Source organism: Thermus hydrothermalis (genome assembly GCF_022760925.1).
GTDB classification, from domain to species: Bacteria; Deinococcota; Deinococci; order Deinococcales; family Thermaceae; genus Thermus; species Thermus hydrothermalis.
Window position 1 is genome coordinate 104,934 of sequence record NZ_JAKTNT010000006.1, and the last position, 14,039, is coordinate 118,972.

Below are 14,039 nucleotides of genomic sequence, written 5' to 3' on the forward strand. Positions count from 1 at the left end.
CATAAGGGGTATGCGCGACCTGGACCGGGAGGAAACCTATCTGGTGGACCGACAAGGGCTAGCCCTGGAGCTTAGGGACCTGGTGGGCTCCGGGCCCGTGCCCCAGGAGGCCTACCCCGCCCCCTTCGCCGCCCTCGCCTACGGGGAAGGCCACTTCGCTGCCAAGGCCTTGGGCCTGCCCGACTGGACGGAAACGGGCACCCTCTTCCTCTTGGAAGGCGGCTACGACCTCGGGGAGGCCTCGGCCATGGGCCTTTTGGCGGAGTCGGGGCGGGTTAGGGTGGTGCGGGTGGGCTTCCGCCCGGGCGTGGACGTCTACCTGCCCCCAAGCCCCTTGAGCCCCTACCGCTACCTGCGCTTCCTCCTCCTCGCCATGGGGGAGGAAAAGGCCCTTAAGGAGGTGGACGAGGCCCTCCTCCTGGAAAGGCGCCGCCTCACCCCCGAGGTGCCCCTGGAGGAAAACCCCGCCAAGTTCCTGGCCTACACCCTCTTGGAGAGGCTTCCCCTCTTCTATTGCCCCTTTTTCCGCCCCCTGGAGGAGGCGGCGCAAAGCCTCCTCGCCCGCATCGGGAAAAGCCTCTCCCTAACCCCGCCCTTTAGCGCCCTGGAGTTCTTCCTCACGGGCCTCGAGGCCCGCCACGAGCAGGGAGACCCCTTAGCGGCGGTCCTCTTGGGCGGAGGGGAGGCCTCGGCCCTGGCCAAGGAGATCCTGGAAACCCGGGTGGACGCCATCGCCAAGGTACCCCTCCCCGAAGGAAGCCGCCTGGCCCAGGCCATGGCCCTCTGGTACCGCCTGGCTTGGACCGCCTACTACCTCGCCCTCCTTTACGGCACCGACCCCTCGGACCAGGAGGTCCTGGAAAGGCTCCGGGAGATCACCTGATGGAGGTGCCCCCCTTTCCCAGGCCGGAGAGCCTCGAGGCGGCCATCGCCCTGCAAAAGGCCCTCGCGAAGCGCGTGGTCCTTTCCGGAAGCCTGGAGGGCACGAAGCTCCTCGCCGCCTTGGACGCCTCCCACAAGCGGGGGAGGCCCCTGGTGGCCGTGGCGCTCCTTTACCATTTGGAAAAAGGCCCCCTTTTCGTGGGTAAGGGCCTGGTACCGGAAGAGGCGCTCTTCCCCTACGTGCCCGGCCTCCTTTCCTTCCGCGAGGCCCCCGCCTACCTGGAGGCCCTAAAATCCCTCCCCGAGGCCCCCGAGGTCCTCCTGGTGGACGGCCAGGGCATCGCCCATCCCCGGGGCCTGGGCATCGCCAGCCACCTGGGGGTCCACCTGGACCTCCCCAGCGTGGGGGTGGCCAAAAGCCTCCTCTTTGGCCGCCTGGAAAAACCCCTCCCTCAGGAGGCGGGAAGCGCCGTGCGCCTCCTCGCCCCCGATGGCCGCCCCATAGGCTACGCCTACCGGAGCCGCACTGGGGTAAAGCCCCTTTACATCTCCCCAGGCCACCGCGTGGGCCTGGAAGAGGCCTTGGCCTTCGTGCGCCGCCTACCCACCCGTTTCCGCCTACCCGAACCCTTGCGGCTCGCCCACCTGGAGGCGGGCCGGGCCCTGGCCGCCTTAGACTAGAGCCCTGTGGAAGCCTCCAAGCCCAACCCCGTCTACCGGGCCGCTTGGTATGTGGGCCGCTTCCTCCTCCACGCCCTCTTCGGCTACCGGGCGGAGGGCGCAGAGAACGTGCCCCAGGAAGGCCCCGTGATCCTGGCCGCCAACCACCTCTCCATCCTGGACCCCATCGCCATCGGGGCCGGGGTGCGGCGGCCCGTGAGCTTTCTGGCCCGGGCCGACGTCTTCCAGCTTCCCGTGCTCGCTTGGCTTCTCCCCCGGCTCTACGCCATCCCCGTGGAACGGGGGCAGAGCGACCTCTCCGCCATCAAGAGCGCCCTCCGGGCCTTGGAAAGGGGCATGGCCTTCGGCATCTTCCCCGAGGGCACCCGAAGCCGCACGGGCAAGCTCCAGCCCTTCAAGACCGGGGTAGCGGCCATCGCCCTAAGGACGGGGAGCCCCGTGGTGCCCGTGGCGGTCATCGGCACCGATAAAGCCTGGCCCGTGGGCCGCAAGCTCTTCCGCCTGCGCCGCCCCATCCGGGTGGTTTACGGCAACCCCATTCCCGTTCCAAGGGCCGAGAGGATTTCCCGCCAGGAGCTAGAAACCCTCACCCGGGAGATAGAGGCTAGGGTACGGGAACTTCTCCCCCCCGAGTACCGCTAGAGCCAATGCTTTCGTTATCACACATTGCTATATATGGCGATAGAAATAGGTCAGGCTATTGCACCAAAGCTTTGAGGCGTGATATAGTCCCTGCGGAAGGGAAAAGAGGAAGGAGGTGAGGAATGGCAGCAAAGAAAACGGTGACCAAAGCGGATCTGGTGGACCAGGTGGCCTCGGCCACGGGCCTCAAGAAGAAGGACGTGAAGGCGGCGGTGGATGCCTTCTTGGCCAAGGTGGAAGAGGCGCTCTCCGCCGGCAACAAGGTGCAGCTCACCGGCTTCGGCACCTTTGAGGTGCGCAAGCGGAAGGCCCGCACCGGCGTGAAGCCCGGCACCAAGGAGAAGATCAAGATCCCCGCCACCCAGTACCCCGCCTTCAAGCCGGGCAAGGCCCTCAAGGAGAAGGTCAAGAAGTAAGTATTCCCTTCCCCCAGGGGGCTTTAGCCCCCTGGGTTTATCCTTTACGCTCCGCCCAGGGCCCCGCCCGGCTTGATCTTGGGCACCACCCTGGGCGCTTCCCTTTCCTCCCGTTCCTGGGGCTTTTCCTCCTCCAGGGGCAGGCCCTCCACCACCTTTTGGAACTCCTCGGCGGTGAGGGTTTCCCGCTCCAAGAGGGTTTCCGCCACCCGTTCCAAGACCTCCCGCTTTTCCTCTAGAAGGCGCTTCACCCGGGCGTACTGCTCCTCAATGAGGCGGCGCACCGCCTCGTCAATGCGCTTGGCGGTCTCCTCGGAGTACTGGCGGACGTCGTACCCCCCGAGGTAGGTATCCTCCCGCACGGCGTAGGCCACGGGGCCGAACTCGGGGTGCATGCCCCACTCCGTGATCATGCGCCGGGCCAACTCCGTGGCCTGGCGGAAGTCGTTCTCCGCCCCCGTGGTCACGTCCTCAAAGACGAGCTCCTCCGCCGCCCGCCCGGCCAGGGCCACGGCGATCTGGTCCAGAAGCCGCTTCCTGGACCAATGGAGCATGTCCTCCCGCCGGGGCATCATGAAGCCCAAGGCCCGCCCCCGGGGAACGATGGTCACCTTGTGCACCCCGTCGGCGTGCTCCAGGAAGTGGGCGGCCAGGGCGTGCCCCGCCTCGTGGTAGGCGGTGATCTGCCGGTCACGGGGCGTGAGGACCAGGCTCTTCTTGGCGGGGCCCATCATCACCCGGTCCGCCGCCTCCTCGAGGTCTTTCATGGTGATCTTCTTCCGCCCCTCCCGGGCGGCGAGGAGGGCCGCCTCGTTCAGGAGGTTCTCCAAGTCCGCCCCCACAAAGCCGGGGGTGCGCTTGGCCAGGAGGGCCAGGTCCACGTCCTCCGCCAAGGGCTTACCCCGGGCGTGGATGCGCAGGATCTGTTCCCGCCCCCGCACGTCCGGAGCGTCTATGGCCACCTGCCGGTCAAAGCGGCCGGGGCGGAGAAGGGCGGGGTCCAGGACGTCCGGGCGGTTGGTGGCCGCCATGACGATGATGGTGGAGTCCTTCTCAAAGCCGTCCATCTCCACCAAGAGTTGGTTTAGGGTCTGCTCCCGCTCGTCGTTCCCCCCGCCCACCCCGGCGCCCCGCCGCCGGCCCACGGCGTCTATCTCGTCAATGAAGACGATGCAGGGGGCGTGGCGCTTAGCCGTTTCAAAGAGGTCCCGCACCCGGGCCGCCCCCACCCCCACGAACATCTCCACGAAGTCGGACCCCGAGGCGGTGATGAAGGGTACCTTGGCCTCCCCCGCCACCGCCCGGGCGATGTGGGTCTTCCCCACCCCGGGCGGCCCCACCAGGAGGACCCCTTTGGGGATGCGGGCCCCCATCTCGTGGAAGCGGCTCGGGTTTTTCAGGAACTCCACGATCTCCCTAAGCTCCTCCTTGGCCTCCTCCGCCCCAGCCACGTCCTTGAAGGTCACCTTGGGGGCCTCGGTGAGCACCTTGGCCCGGCTTTTGGTGAAGCTAAAGGCGGAATCGGAAGGCCCCGCCCTGCCCGTGCGGGAGAAGTAGAAAAGCGCCCCGATGAGTAGGCCCACCAGCAACAAGGGCCAGAGGAAGCCCAAGGGGCTTTGCCCCTGGGGAGGCTCCACCCGCACGCTCACCCCCCGCTTCATCCAGGCCTCCAAGGTGTCGTTGTCGGGGGGGCTTGCGGCGTAGGTGGTGAAGGTGGACCCGTCCACCAGGGTCCCCTGGATGCGGGTGTCCCCGGCGCGCACCACCACCTCCTTGACCCGGCCCGCCTGCAGGTCCTCGAGGAAGGTGGTGTAGTTCACCGCCCCGCCGGCGCTGCCCATGGTGCCCGCCAAGCTAAACGCCCAGGCCAGGAGGAGCAAGCCCAGGACGAAAACCAGGAAATTCAAAGGAAGCCGGGACATGTCTTCTCCTAGGGTACACGCAAGGCCCGGCTTCAGGGTAGCCCGCGGCACTATGACAAAACCTTGCTCAACTCTCTTGACTGAAAAGAATGGAGGCCTTATGCTTGAGGTTGAGAGGTGAGCTATGGCAAAGGCAGTGGGCATTGACCTCGGCACCACCAACAGCGTCATCGCCGTGATGGAAGGCGGCAAGCCCGTGGTGCTGGAAAACGCCGAAGGCGAGCGGGTGACCCCCAGCGTGGTGGCCTTCCGGGACGGGGAAACCCTGGTGGGCCGCATGGCCAAGCGCCAAGCGGTCCTGAACCCCGAGGGGACGATCTTTGAGATCAAGCGCTTCATCGGCCGCCGCTGGGAGGAGGTGCAGGAGGAGGCCAAGCGGGTCCCCTACAAGGTGGTCCCGGGGCCCGATGGCGGCGTGCGGGTGGAGGTGAAGGGCAAGCTCTACACCCCCGAGGAGATCAGCGCCATGATCCTCCGCAAGCTGGTGGAGGACGCCTCCAAGAAGCTTGGGGAGAGGATCACCAAAGCGGTGATCACCGTACCCGCCTACTTCAACAACGCCCAGCGGGAGGCCACGGCCAACGCCGGGCGCATCGCCGGGCTCGAGGTCCTGCGCATCATCAACGAGCCCACCGCCGCCGCCCTGGCCTACGGCCTGGACAAGAAGGGGAACGAAACCGTCCTCGTCTTTGACCTGGGGGGCGGCACCTTTGACGTCACCATCCTGGAGATCGGCGAGGGCGTGTTTGAGGTGAAGGCCACCTCCGGGGACACCCACCTGGGCGGGAGCGACATGGACCACGCCATCGTCAACTGGGTGGCGGAGGAGTTCAAGAAGGAGTACGGGGTGGACCTGCGGGCGGACCGCCAGGCCCTGCAACGCCTCATTGAGGCGGCGGAGAAGGCCAAGATTGAGCTCTCCAGCATGACGGAAACCACCATCAGCCTCCCCTTCATCGCCCTGGACCCCGCCAGCAAGACCCCCCTGCACCTGGAGAAGAAGCTCACCCGGGCCAAGTTTGAGGAGCTCATTGAGCCCCTCCTGAAGCGCCTCCGGGGCCCCGTGGAGCAGGCCTTGAAGGACGCCGGCCTCTCCCCGAACCAGATTGACGAGGTGATCCTGGTGGGCGGGGCCACCCGGGTGCCCGCGGTGCAAAGGGTGGTGAAGGAGCTCTTGGGCAAGGAGCCCAACCGCTCCGTGAACCCCGACGAGGTGGTGGCCATGGGGGCCGCCATCCAGGCGGGCGTGCTCATGGGCGAGGTGCGGGACGTGGTCCTCCTGGACGTCACCCCCCTGTCCTTGGGCGTGGAAACCAAGGGCGGGGTGATGACCGTCCTCATCCCCCGGAACACCACCATCCCCACCCGCAAGTGCGAGATCTTCACCACGGCGGAGCACAACCAGACCGCCGTGGAGATCCACGTCCTCCAGGGCGAGCGCCCCATGGCCGCCGACAACAAGAGCCTAGGCCGCTTCCGCCTCGAGGGCATCCCCCCCATGCCCGCCGGGGTGCCGCAGATTGAGGTCTGCTTTGACATTGACGCCAACGGCATCCTCCACGTCACGGCCCGGGAGAAGTCCACGGGCAAGGAAGCCTCCATCACCATCCAGAACACCACCACCCTCTCCGAAGAGGAGATCCAGCGCATCATTGAGGAGGCTAAGCGCCACGCCGAGGAGGACCGGCGGCGCAAGGAGCACGCCGAGCTCAAGAACACCCTGGACTCCGCCCGCGTCCAAGCAGAAAGGGTCCTCTCCGAGAAGCAGGGTACCCCCGAGGCCAAGGCCCGCCTCGAGGCGGCCATCCAAAAGGCCAAGGAACTGGTGGAGCGGGACGCCCCCGACCCCGAGCTCAAGGCGGCCACGGAGGAGCTCTTGAAGGCGGTGGAGGCCTACGAGAAGGGGGCCACGGCGGCAAGCGGCAAGGGCCCGGACGACGTGATTGACGCCGATTACAAGCCGGCGGAGTAGGGGTAAACCGCTAGGCCCCGCCCCCACGGGCGGGGCCCCCCACCCTCGGGAGGAAAGATGGAAGAGAGGAAAGAAAGCGCTCTAGAACAAGACCTCCAGGCGATGGAGAAGGAGGCGGAAGCTTTAGAAAGCCGCCTCCAAGCGGCGGAGGAAGAGCTTAAGCGCTTCAAGGACCAGTACCTCCGCCTCCTCGCCGACTTTGACAACTACCGCAAGCGCATGGAGGAAGAGCTTAGGCTTCGGGAACGGGAAGGGGTTTTGAAGGCGGTGCGGGCGCTCCTCCCCATCCTGGACGACCTGGAACGGGCCCTGGAGTTCGCCGAGGCCAGGCCAGAAAGCATCCTCCAAGGGGTGAAGGCCGTGCGGGAAGGCTTTTTCCGCATCCTGGCCGGGCTTGGGGTGGAGGAGGTGCCTGGGGAAGGCGAGCGCTTTGACCCCCGGTACCACGAGGCCATCGGCCTCCTGCCCGGGGAGCCCGGCAAGGTGGCCCGGGTCTTCCAGCGGGGCTTCCGCCTGGGGGAGGCCCTGGTGCGCCCGGCCCGGGTGGCGGTGGGCGAGGAGAAAAGCCCGGAGGCAGAGGGCGTGGAGTAAGCCATGAAGGACTACTACGCCATTTTGGGCGTCCCGAGAAACGCCACGCAGGAGGAGATCAAGAGGGCCTACAAGCGCCTGGCCCGCCAGTACCACCCCGACGTCAACAAGAGCCCCGAGGCGGAGGAGAAGTTCAAGGAGATCAACGAGGCCTACGCCGTCCTCTCCGACCCGGAAAAGCGGAAGCTTTACGATACCTATGGCACCACCCAAGCCCCCCCACCCCCACCCCCCGGCGGATACGATTTCTCGGGCTTTGACGTGGAGGACTTCTCCGACTTCTTCCAAGAGCTCTTCGGCGGGGGGCTTTTCGGCCGTAGGGGACGCAGGCGGGGCCGGGACGTGCGGGCCGAGCTTCCCCTCACCCTGGAAGAGGCCTTCCACGGGGGGGAAAAGGTCTTGGAGGTGGGGGGGCGCCGGGTTTCCGTGCGCATCCCCCCCGGGGTGCAGGAGGGAAGCGTGATCCGCCTGCCGGGGATGGGCGGCCCTGGGGAGCCCCCGGGGGACCTCCTCCTCCACGTGCGCCTTCTCCCCCACCCCTACTTCCGCCTCGAGGGCCAAGACCTCTACGCCACCTTGGACGTGCCCGCCCCCATCGCCGTGGTGGGGGGCAAGGTGCGGGCAAAGACCTTGGAAGGCCCCGTGGAGGTCACCATCCCCCCAAGGACCCAGGCGGGGCGGAAGCTACGGCTAAGGGGCAAGGGCTTCCCCGGACCTTCAGGCCGGGGCGACCTCTACCTGGAGGTGCGCCTCACCATCCCCGAGCGCCTCACCCCCGAGGAAGAAGCCCTCTGGAAAAAGCTCGCGGAGGCGTACTATGCTCGTGCGTAGCGGGTGGATTTCCCTGGACGCCTTGGCGGAGTACGGCCTCACCCTAAGCGCCGTGCAGGCCTACGTGGAGATCGGCTTCGTGGAGCCTTTGGTGGTGGGGGATACCTGGTACTTCCGCCAAGAAGACCTCCAGCGCATGGCCAAGGCTGAGCGCATCCGTAAGGACCTCGGGGCCAACCTCATCGGGGCCGCCCTGGTGGTGGAGATCCTAGAGAGGCGGTAGGTCCGCTGGGACATCCTTACCCCCCTTTTCCTGCTAAACTCCAGACAAAGCGCTCCCTTCTCTCCGTATCCCCGACGCCGGCCCGATCGGGTTTGGGTTTTCGCTTCTCAATCTTCTTGACACAATTTATGTCAAGTGATATGCTTAGCTTAGCAGGAGGTAAGGGGCATGAACCTGGAACGCTGGACGCAAGCTGCCCGCGAAGCCCTGGCCCAGGCGCAGGTCCTGGCCCGGGAGATGAAGCACCAGGCCATTGACCTGCCCCATCTCTGGGTGGTTCTCCTCAAAGACCCCAAGGGCCTGGCTTGGCGCCTCCTGGAAAAGGCGGGGGCCGACCCCAAGGCCCTTAAGGAACTCCAGGAAAGGGAGCTCGCCCGGCTACCCAAGGTGGAAGGGGCGGAAGGGGGGCAGTACCTCACGAGCCGCCTCTCGGGCGCCTTCCACCGGGCCGAGGCCCTGATGGCGGAGCTCAAGGACCGCTTCGTGGCCCTGGACACCCTGGTCCTGGCCTTGAGCGAGGCCACCCCGGGGCTTCCCGGCCTAGAGCCCCTGAAAAAAGCCTTACAAGACCTAAGAGGAGGGAAGACCGTGCAGACGGAACACGCAGAAAGCACCTACAACGCTTTGGAGCAGTACGGCATTGACCTGACCCAGATGGCCGCCGAGGGGAAACTGGACCCCGTGATCGGCCGGGACGAGGAGATCCGGCGGGTCATCCAGATCCTCCTCCGGCGCACCAAGAACAACCCGGTCCTCATCGGCGAGCCCGGCGTGGGGAAGACCGCCATCGTGGAGGGGTTAGCCCAGCGCATCGTCAAGGGGGACGTGCCCGAAGGCCTCAAGGGCAAGCGCATCATCTCCTTGCAGATGGGCTCCCTCCTGGCCGGGGCCAAGTACCGGGGCGAGTTTGAGGAGCGCCTGAAGGCGGTGATCCAGGAGGTGGTGCAGTCCCAAGGGGAGATCATCCTCTTCATTGACGAGCTCCACACCGTGGTGGGGGCGGGCAAGGCGGAGGGCGCCGTGGACGCCGGGAACATGCTCAAACCCGCCTTGGCCCGGGGCGAACTCAGGCTCATCGGGGCCACCACCTTGGACGAGTACCGGGAGATTGAGAAGGACCCCGCCCTGGAGCGGCGCTTCCAGCCCGTATACGTGGACGAGCCCAGCGTGGAGGACACCATCTCCATCCTCCGGGGCATCAAGGAGAAGTACGAGGTGCACCACGGGGTGCGCATCTCCGACCCCGCCATCGTGGCGGCGGCCGTCCTCTCCCACCGCTACATCACGGAAAGGCGCCTCCCGGACAAGGCCATTGACCTCATTGACGAGGCGGCGGCGAGGCTCCGCATGGCTTTGGAAAGCGCCCCGGAGGAGATAGACACCCTGGAGCGGAAGAAGCTCCAGCTGGAGATTGAAAGGGAGGCCTTGAAAAAGGAGAAGGACCCCGACTCCCTGGAGCGCCTTAAGGCCATTGAGGCGGAGATCGCCGAGCTCACCAAGGAGATAGAAAAGCTCCGGGCGGAGTGGGAGGCGGAGCGGGAAATCCTGAAGAAGCTCCGCGAAGCGCAGCAACGCCTGGACGAGGTGCGGCGGCAGATAGAGCTTGCGGAAAGGCAGTACGACCTGAACCGGGCGGCGGAGCTCCGCTACGGGGAGTTGCCCCGCCTCGAGGCCGAGGTGGAGGCGCTTTCCGAGAAGCTAAGGGGCGCCAGGTTCGTCCGCCTGGAGGTCACGGAGGAGGACATCGCCGAGATCGTCTCCCGCTGGACCGGCATCCCCGTGGCCAAGCTCCTGGAGGGCGAGCGGGAAAAGCTTTTGCGGCTTGAAGAGGAGCTCCACAAGCGGGTGGTGGGCCAGGAGGAGGCCATACGGGCCGTGGCCGACGCCATCCGCCGCGCCCGGGCCGGGCTCAAGGACCCGAACCGCCCCATCGGGAGCTTCCTCTTCCTGGGCCCCACGGGGGTGGGCAAGACGGAGCTGGCCAAGACCCTGGCCGCCACCCTCTTTGACACCGAGGAGGCCATGGTGCGCATTGACATGACCGAGTACATGGAAAAGCACGCCGTCTCCCGCCTCATCGGGGCCCCGCCGGGCTACGTGGGCTACGAGGAGGGGGGCCAGCTCACCGAGGCGGTGCGGCGCAGGCCTTACACCGTCATCCTCTTTGACGAGATTGAGAAGGCCCACCCCGACGTCTTCAACATCCTCCTGCAAATCCTGGACGATGGCCGCCTCACGGACAGCCACGGGCGCACCGTGGATTTCCGCAACACGGTCATCATCCTCACCTCCAACCTGGGTAGCCCCCTCATCCTCGAGGGCATCCAGAAGGGCCTGCCCTACGAGAGGATCCGGGAGGAGGTCTTCGGGGTCTTGCAGAAGCACTTCCGCCCCGAGTTCCTGAACCGCTTGGACGAGATCGTGGTCTTCCGGCCCCTCTCGCAGGAGCAAATTCGGGCCATCGTGGAGATCCAGCTTGGGAACCTCCGGGCCCGGCTTGCGGAAAAGCGCATCACCCTGGAGCTCACCGAGGCGGCCAAGGACTTCCTGGCCCAAAGGGGCTACGACCCCGTCTTCGGCGCCCGGCCCCTGAAGCGCGTGATCCAACGGGAGCTGGAAACCCCCTTGGCCAAGAAGATCCTGGCCGGGGAGGTGAAGGAGGGGGACCGGGTGGTGGTGGACGCCACGCCCCAAGGCCTGGTGTTCCACACCGCCACCCGGGTAGAGGCCTAAAGGAGGGAGAAGATGGACGTGCTGGAGGTGTTGCGGCAGGCTTACCAGGACGAGCTCCTGGACGCCCTAAGGGCCGAGCGGGCGGCGGAAGGGGTGCCCTACCCCCACGTCCGGGCCCTCCTCCAGGAGGTGGCTTCCCGGGAGCGGGCCCACGCGGAGGCCCTGGCCGAGGCCCTGCGGAAGCGGGGGGCCTCCCTGCCCCCCGCCCCCAAGGCCGGGGAGGAGGGTTGGGAGGCCATGCTCCGCCTCCTCTCCGAGGAGGGGTTTGACCGGGCCTATTACCTGGAGAGCACCTTCCCCGACCCCGAGCTGGAAAGCCTTTTCACCCGCCTCGGCCAGGAGGAGCGGTTGAACCAGGAAGCGGTACGGAAAGCGGTGGCGCTTATCGGAGGTAACCTATGATCTCTAAGGAAGAAGTCAAACGGCTACGCGAGGCCATCGGCAAGGCGGAAGGTCCCGTGCTCTCCCTGTACCTGGACGTGAACCCGGCCAAGCCGGAAAACGCTTCCAGGGCCTACGCCCTGAGGGCCAAGGACGCCATGAAGGCCCTTAAGGTCCCCGAGGACCTGGCGGAGAAGGTGCTGGAGGTCCTTAAGAACCAGGTCCTCGAGGCCAAGACCGCCGTCTTCTTCGCCGGGGAAGACCTCTTTGAGGTCCTTCTCCTGCAGGTGGAACTCCCCTTGGTGAGCGCTCTGAAGACCCACTTCCTGGACGAAAAGGAAAGCCGCCTCCTTAGCGGCGGCGTCCTGGCCCACTACGGCCCTCCCTTCCTCCTCCCCCTGGTCTACGCCCTGGACGAGTACGAGCGCTACGGGGTGGTCTACGTGGACCAGGAGCGCTGGCGGGTCTTTGAGGTCTTCCTGGGGGAGATTGAGGAGGTCCAGGACGCCTTCTTGGCCCTGGACACCGAGGCCTGGCGCCGCCTCAGCCTGGACGCCCCTGGCCGCCGCTTCAACCTGGGGGGCATCGCCCGGGGCGGGGCGGGGCAAGACCTCTTCGCCAAGCGCCTCGAGGCCTGGGAAGAGCGGTTTTACAAGGCCTTGGCCCATGACCTGGAAAAGCTCGTGGAGGGCCGGGGCTTCACCCGCCTTGTCCTCATGGGCCCCGAGGAGCACACCAAGCTTTTCTTGGGCTACCTGCCCAAGCGCCTGAAGGAGAAGGTGGTGGCCCTCCTCCCCTCCCTCCCCCACCCCGGGGCCACCCCCGGCCAGGTGCTAAAGCGCCTGGAGCCGGAGCTTTCCGCCATTGAGCGGGCCAAGGAGGTGGAGCTTCTCAAGAGCCTGGAAGAGGCCTACCCCAAGGCGGTCTTCGGCCCTGAGGTGCTGGAGAGGGTGCAGGAAGGGCGGGTGGAGGTCTGGGTCCTGCCCTGGACCCTGGACCAGGGGGTTTACGCCTGCGATGGCCTCTACTTCGCCGAGGAAGCCAAGGTCCTGGCCTTCTGCGAGCGCCCCGAGGCCAAGCCCTTGGCCGTGGTGCTGCCCGAGCTCGCCGCAGGCTACGCCACCAAGCTGGAGTTCGTGCGCGGCGAGGCGGAAAAAAGGCTTCTTGAGCGCGGGGGGATGGCCGCGCTCTTGAGGTGGTAAGGAGGTGATGGGAGATGTTGCGGTTTGATCCTTTTAGGGAGCTGGAGGAGCTTCAGGAAAGGCTGGCGCGGGCCTTCGTTCCCCAGGCCCAGCAGGGCCCCCGGGTCTACGCCCCGCCGGTGGATGTGATGGAGGACGCCGAAGGGCTCCACCTCCTCGTCTACCTCCCGGGGGTGGATCCTGCCAAGGTGGAGGTGGTGGCGGAAGAGGGCGTCCTCTCCGTGAAGGCGGAGCGGCCCCTGGAGAAGCAAGAGGGGGTGGCGTACCACCGGCTCGAGGGCCCCTACGGCACCTTCGCCCGGAGCTTCAACGTGCCCAGCACCTACGACCTCTCCCGGGTACAGGCCCGGTTCCGCCACGGCGTCTTGCACCTTCTCGTGCCCAAGGCGGAGGCCACGAAGCCCAAAAAGATCCAGGTCCAGGTGGAGTAAGGAGGTGAGGTATGCGGCGCACGGTAAGGTACATCCTGGCCACCTCTAACCCCATGGGAGACCTCGAGGCCCTGGAGAAGTTCGTCAAGGTGGCCCCGGACACGGGGGCGGACGCCATCGCCGTCATCGGCAACCTCATGCCCAAGACGGCCAAAAGCCGCGACTACGCTGCCTTCTTCCGCATCCTGTCCGAGGCGCACCTCCCCACCGTCTACATCCCCGGCCCCGAGGACGCCCCCATCTGGGAGTACCTGCGGGAGGCGGCCAACATTGAGCTGGTCCGGCCCGAGATGCGGAGCGTCCACGAAACCTTCACCTTCTGGAAAGGCCCCTACCTGGTGGCGGGGCTAGGCGGTACCATCACCGAGGACGGGGAGCCCGAGGAGCACGAGGCCCTGCGCTACCCTGCCTGGGTGGCGGAGTACCACCTGAAGGCCCTTTGGGAGCTTAAGGACTACCCCCGGATCTTCCTCTTCCACACCGCCCCCTACCACAAGGGCCTGGGCGAGGGGGGCTCCCACGAGGTGGCCCACCTCATCAAGACCCACAACCCCCTCCTCGCCATCGTGGCCGGTAGGGGCCAGAAGCACGAAATGCTGGGCGCAAGCTGGGTGGTGGTCCCCGGGGACCTTTCCGAAGGAGAGTATAGCCTCCTAGACCTCCGCGCCCGCAAGCTGGAAACGGGCAACGTGCGCTGATGGACAAGGTGGTGGTCTGCCCCAACTGCGGCGCCAAGAACCGGCTTGGGACGCCCCCGCCCGGCCAGGTACCTGTTTGCGGGGCCTGCAAGTCTCCCCTGCCCTGGATCGTGGAGGCGGACGAGCGGAGCTTCCCGGAGGAGGTGGCGGGGGCGCCCCTGGTGCTGGTGGACTTCTGGGCGCCCTGGTGCGGACCCTGCCGGATGGTGGCCCCCCTTTTGGAAGCCCTGGCCCAGGAGCACGCCGGCAAGCTCAAGGTGGTGAAGGTGAACACCGACTTTAACCCGGGGCTTGCCGCCCGGTACGGGGTGAGGAGCATCCCCACCCTGGTGCTCTTCCAACGAGGCCACCCGGTGGCCACCTGGGTGGGGGCAAGCCCCAAGCGGGTCCTGGTGGAGCGCCTTAAGCCCTACCTGGCCTGAAGGAGGTGGAAG

15 protein-coding genes are annotated in these 14,039 nt (G+C 66.7%); 14 read left to right on the top strand and 1 reads right to left on the bottom strand.

From position 1 onward, the window contains the following. Positions 1 to 10 precede the first annotated feature (10 nt). The 4 genes from L0C60_RS05535 to L0C60_RS05550 all read left to right on the top strand — a co-directional run bounded on the left by L0C60_RS05535 (position 11) and on the right by L0C60_RS05550 (position 2,621). Entirely contained in the window at positions 11 to 883 is an 873-nt protein-coding gene (locus tag L0C60_RS05535; RefSeq protein ID WP_243092596.1) for an SIS domain-containing protein, read from the top strand. Next, a complete protein-coding gene (locus L0C60_RS05540; protein ID WP_234502985.1) occupies positions 883 to 1,563 on the top strand; it encodes an endonuclease V in 681 nt (226 codons plus the stop codon). Before L0C60_RS05535 ends, L0C60_RS05540 begins: the two co-directional genes overlap by 1 nt. Before the next feature lie 6 nt (positions 1,564 to 1,569). Next, on the top strand, positions 1,570 to 2,205 hold the full coding sequence (locus L0C60_RS05545) for a lysophospholipid acyltransferase family protein (RefSeq protein WP_234502983.1): 636 nt from the start codon (positions 1,570 to 1,572) through the stop codon (positions 2,203 to 2,205). A gap of 122 nt (positions 2,206 to 2,327) precedes the next feature. Further along, the gene (locus tag L0C60_RS05550) at positions 2,328 to 2,621 is read left to right on the top strand and encodes an HU family DNA-binding protein (RefSeq protein ID WP_039456547.1); all 294 of its coding nucleotides are present in this window, start codon (positions 2,328 to 2,330) and stop codon (positions 2,619 to 2,621) included. A 44-nt stretch (positions 2,622 to 2,665) separates the two neighbouring features. Here L0C60_RS05550 and ftsH read toward each other — a convergent pair whose 3' ends face one another. Beyond that, positions 2,666 to 4,543: an ATP-dependent zinc metalloprotease FtsH gene (gene ftsH, locus L0C60_RS05555; protein WP_234502982.1), complete on the bottom strand. Its 1,878-nt coding sequence runs from the start codon at positions 4,541 to 4,543 to the stop codon at positions 2,666 to 2,668. Positions 4,544 to 4,667: 124 nt separating this feature from the next. Between ftsH and dnaK the strand changes: the two genes are divergently transcribed. The 10 genes from dnaK to trxA all read left to right on the top strand — a co-directional run bounded on the left by dnaK (position 4,668) and on the right by trxA (position 14,027). Continuing rightward, positions 4,668 to 6,515, top strand: coding sequence for a molecular chaperone DnaK (gene dnaK / locus L0C60_RS05560; protein WP_234502980.1), 1,848 nt, complete (start codon positions 4,668 to 4,670; stop codon positions 6,513 to 6,515). 57 nt (positions 6,516 to 6,572) lie between these two features. After that, the gene (gene gprE, locus L0C60_RS05565; RefSeq protein ID WP_234502977.1) at positions 6,573 to 7,106 is read left to right on the top strand and encodes a nucleotide exchange factor GrpE; all 534 of its coding nucleotides are present in this window, start codon (positions 6,573 to 6,575) and stop codon (positions 7,104 to 7,106) included. Positions 7,107 to 7,109: 3 nt separating this feature from the next. Beyond that, positions 7,110 to 7,937 carry a DnaJ C-terminal domain-containing protein gene (locus L0C60_RS05570; protein WP_234502975.1) on the top strand — a complete coding sequence of 276 codons (828 nt, stop codon included), beginning with the start codon at positions 7,110 to 7,112 and terminating at the stop codon, positions 7,935 to 7,937. Next, the gene (locus L0C60_RS05575; RefSeq protein WP_234502973.1) at positions 7,924 to 8,160 is read left to right on the top strand and encodes a chaperone modulator CbpM; all 237 of its coding nucleotides are present in this window, start codon (positions 7,924 to 7,926) and stop codon (positions 8,158 to 8,160) included. Before L0C60_RS05570 ends, L0C60_RS05575 begins: the two co-directional genes overlap by 14 nt. Before the next feature lie 168 nt (positions 8,161 to 8,328). After that, the gene (clpB, locus tag L0C60_RS05580) at positions 8,329 to 10,893 is read left to right on the top strand and encodes an ATP-dependent chaperone ClpB (protein ID WP_234502971.1); all 2,565 of its coding nucleotides are present in this window, start codon (positions 8,329 to 8,331) and stop codon (positions 10,891 to 10,893) included. 12 nt (positions 10,894 to 10,905) lie between these two features. After that, positions 10,906 to 11,295, top strand: coding sequence for a ferritin family protein (locus tag L0C60_RS05585; protein ID WP_234502970.1), 390 nt, complete (start codon positions 10,906 to 10,908; stop codon positions 11,293 to 11,295). After that, the gene (locus L0C60_RS05590) at positions 11,292 to 12,476 is read left to right on the top strand and encodes a VLRF1 family aeRF1-type release factor (protein ID WP_234502968.1); all 1,185 of its coding nucleotides are present in this window, start codon (positions 11,292 to 11,294) and stop codon (positions 12,474 to 12,476) included. Before L0C60_RS05585 ends, L0C60_RS05590 begins: the two co-directional genes overlap by 4 nt. 14 nt (positions 12,477 to 12,490) lie before the next feature. Next, positions 12,491 to 12,907 (top strand): Hsp20/alpha crystallin family protein, encoded by a 417-nt coding sequence (locus L0C60_RS05595; protein ID WP_234502966.1) that lies wholly within the window; start codon positions 12,491 to 12,493, stop codon positions 12,905 to 12,907. Between the two features lie 11 nt (positions 12,908 to 12,918). Beyond that, entirely contained in the window at positions 12,919 to 13,605 is a 687-nt protein-coding gene (locus L0C60_RS05600; protein WP_234502964.1) for a metallophosphoesterase, read from the top strand. After that, positions 13,605 to 14,027, top strand: coding sequence for a thioredoxin (gene trxA, locus L0C60_RS05605; RefSeq protein ID WP_234502962.1), 423 nt, complete (start codon positions 13,605 to 13,607; stop codon positions 14,025 to 14,027). Before L0C60_RS05600 ends, trxA begins: the two co-directional genes overlap by 1 nt. Positions 14,028 to 14,039 lie beyond the last annotated feature (12 nt).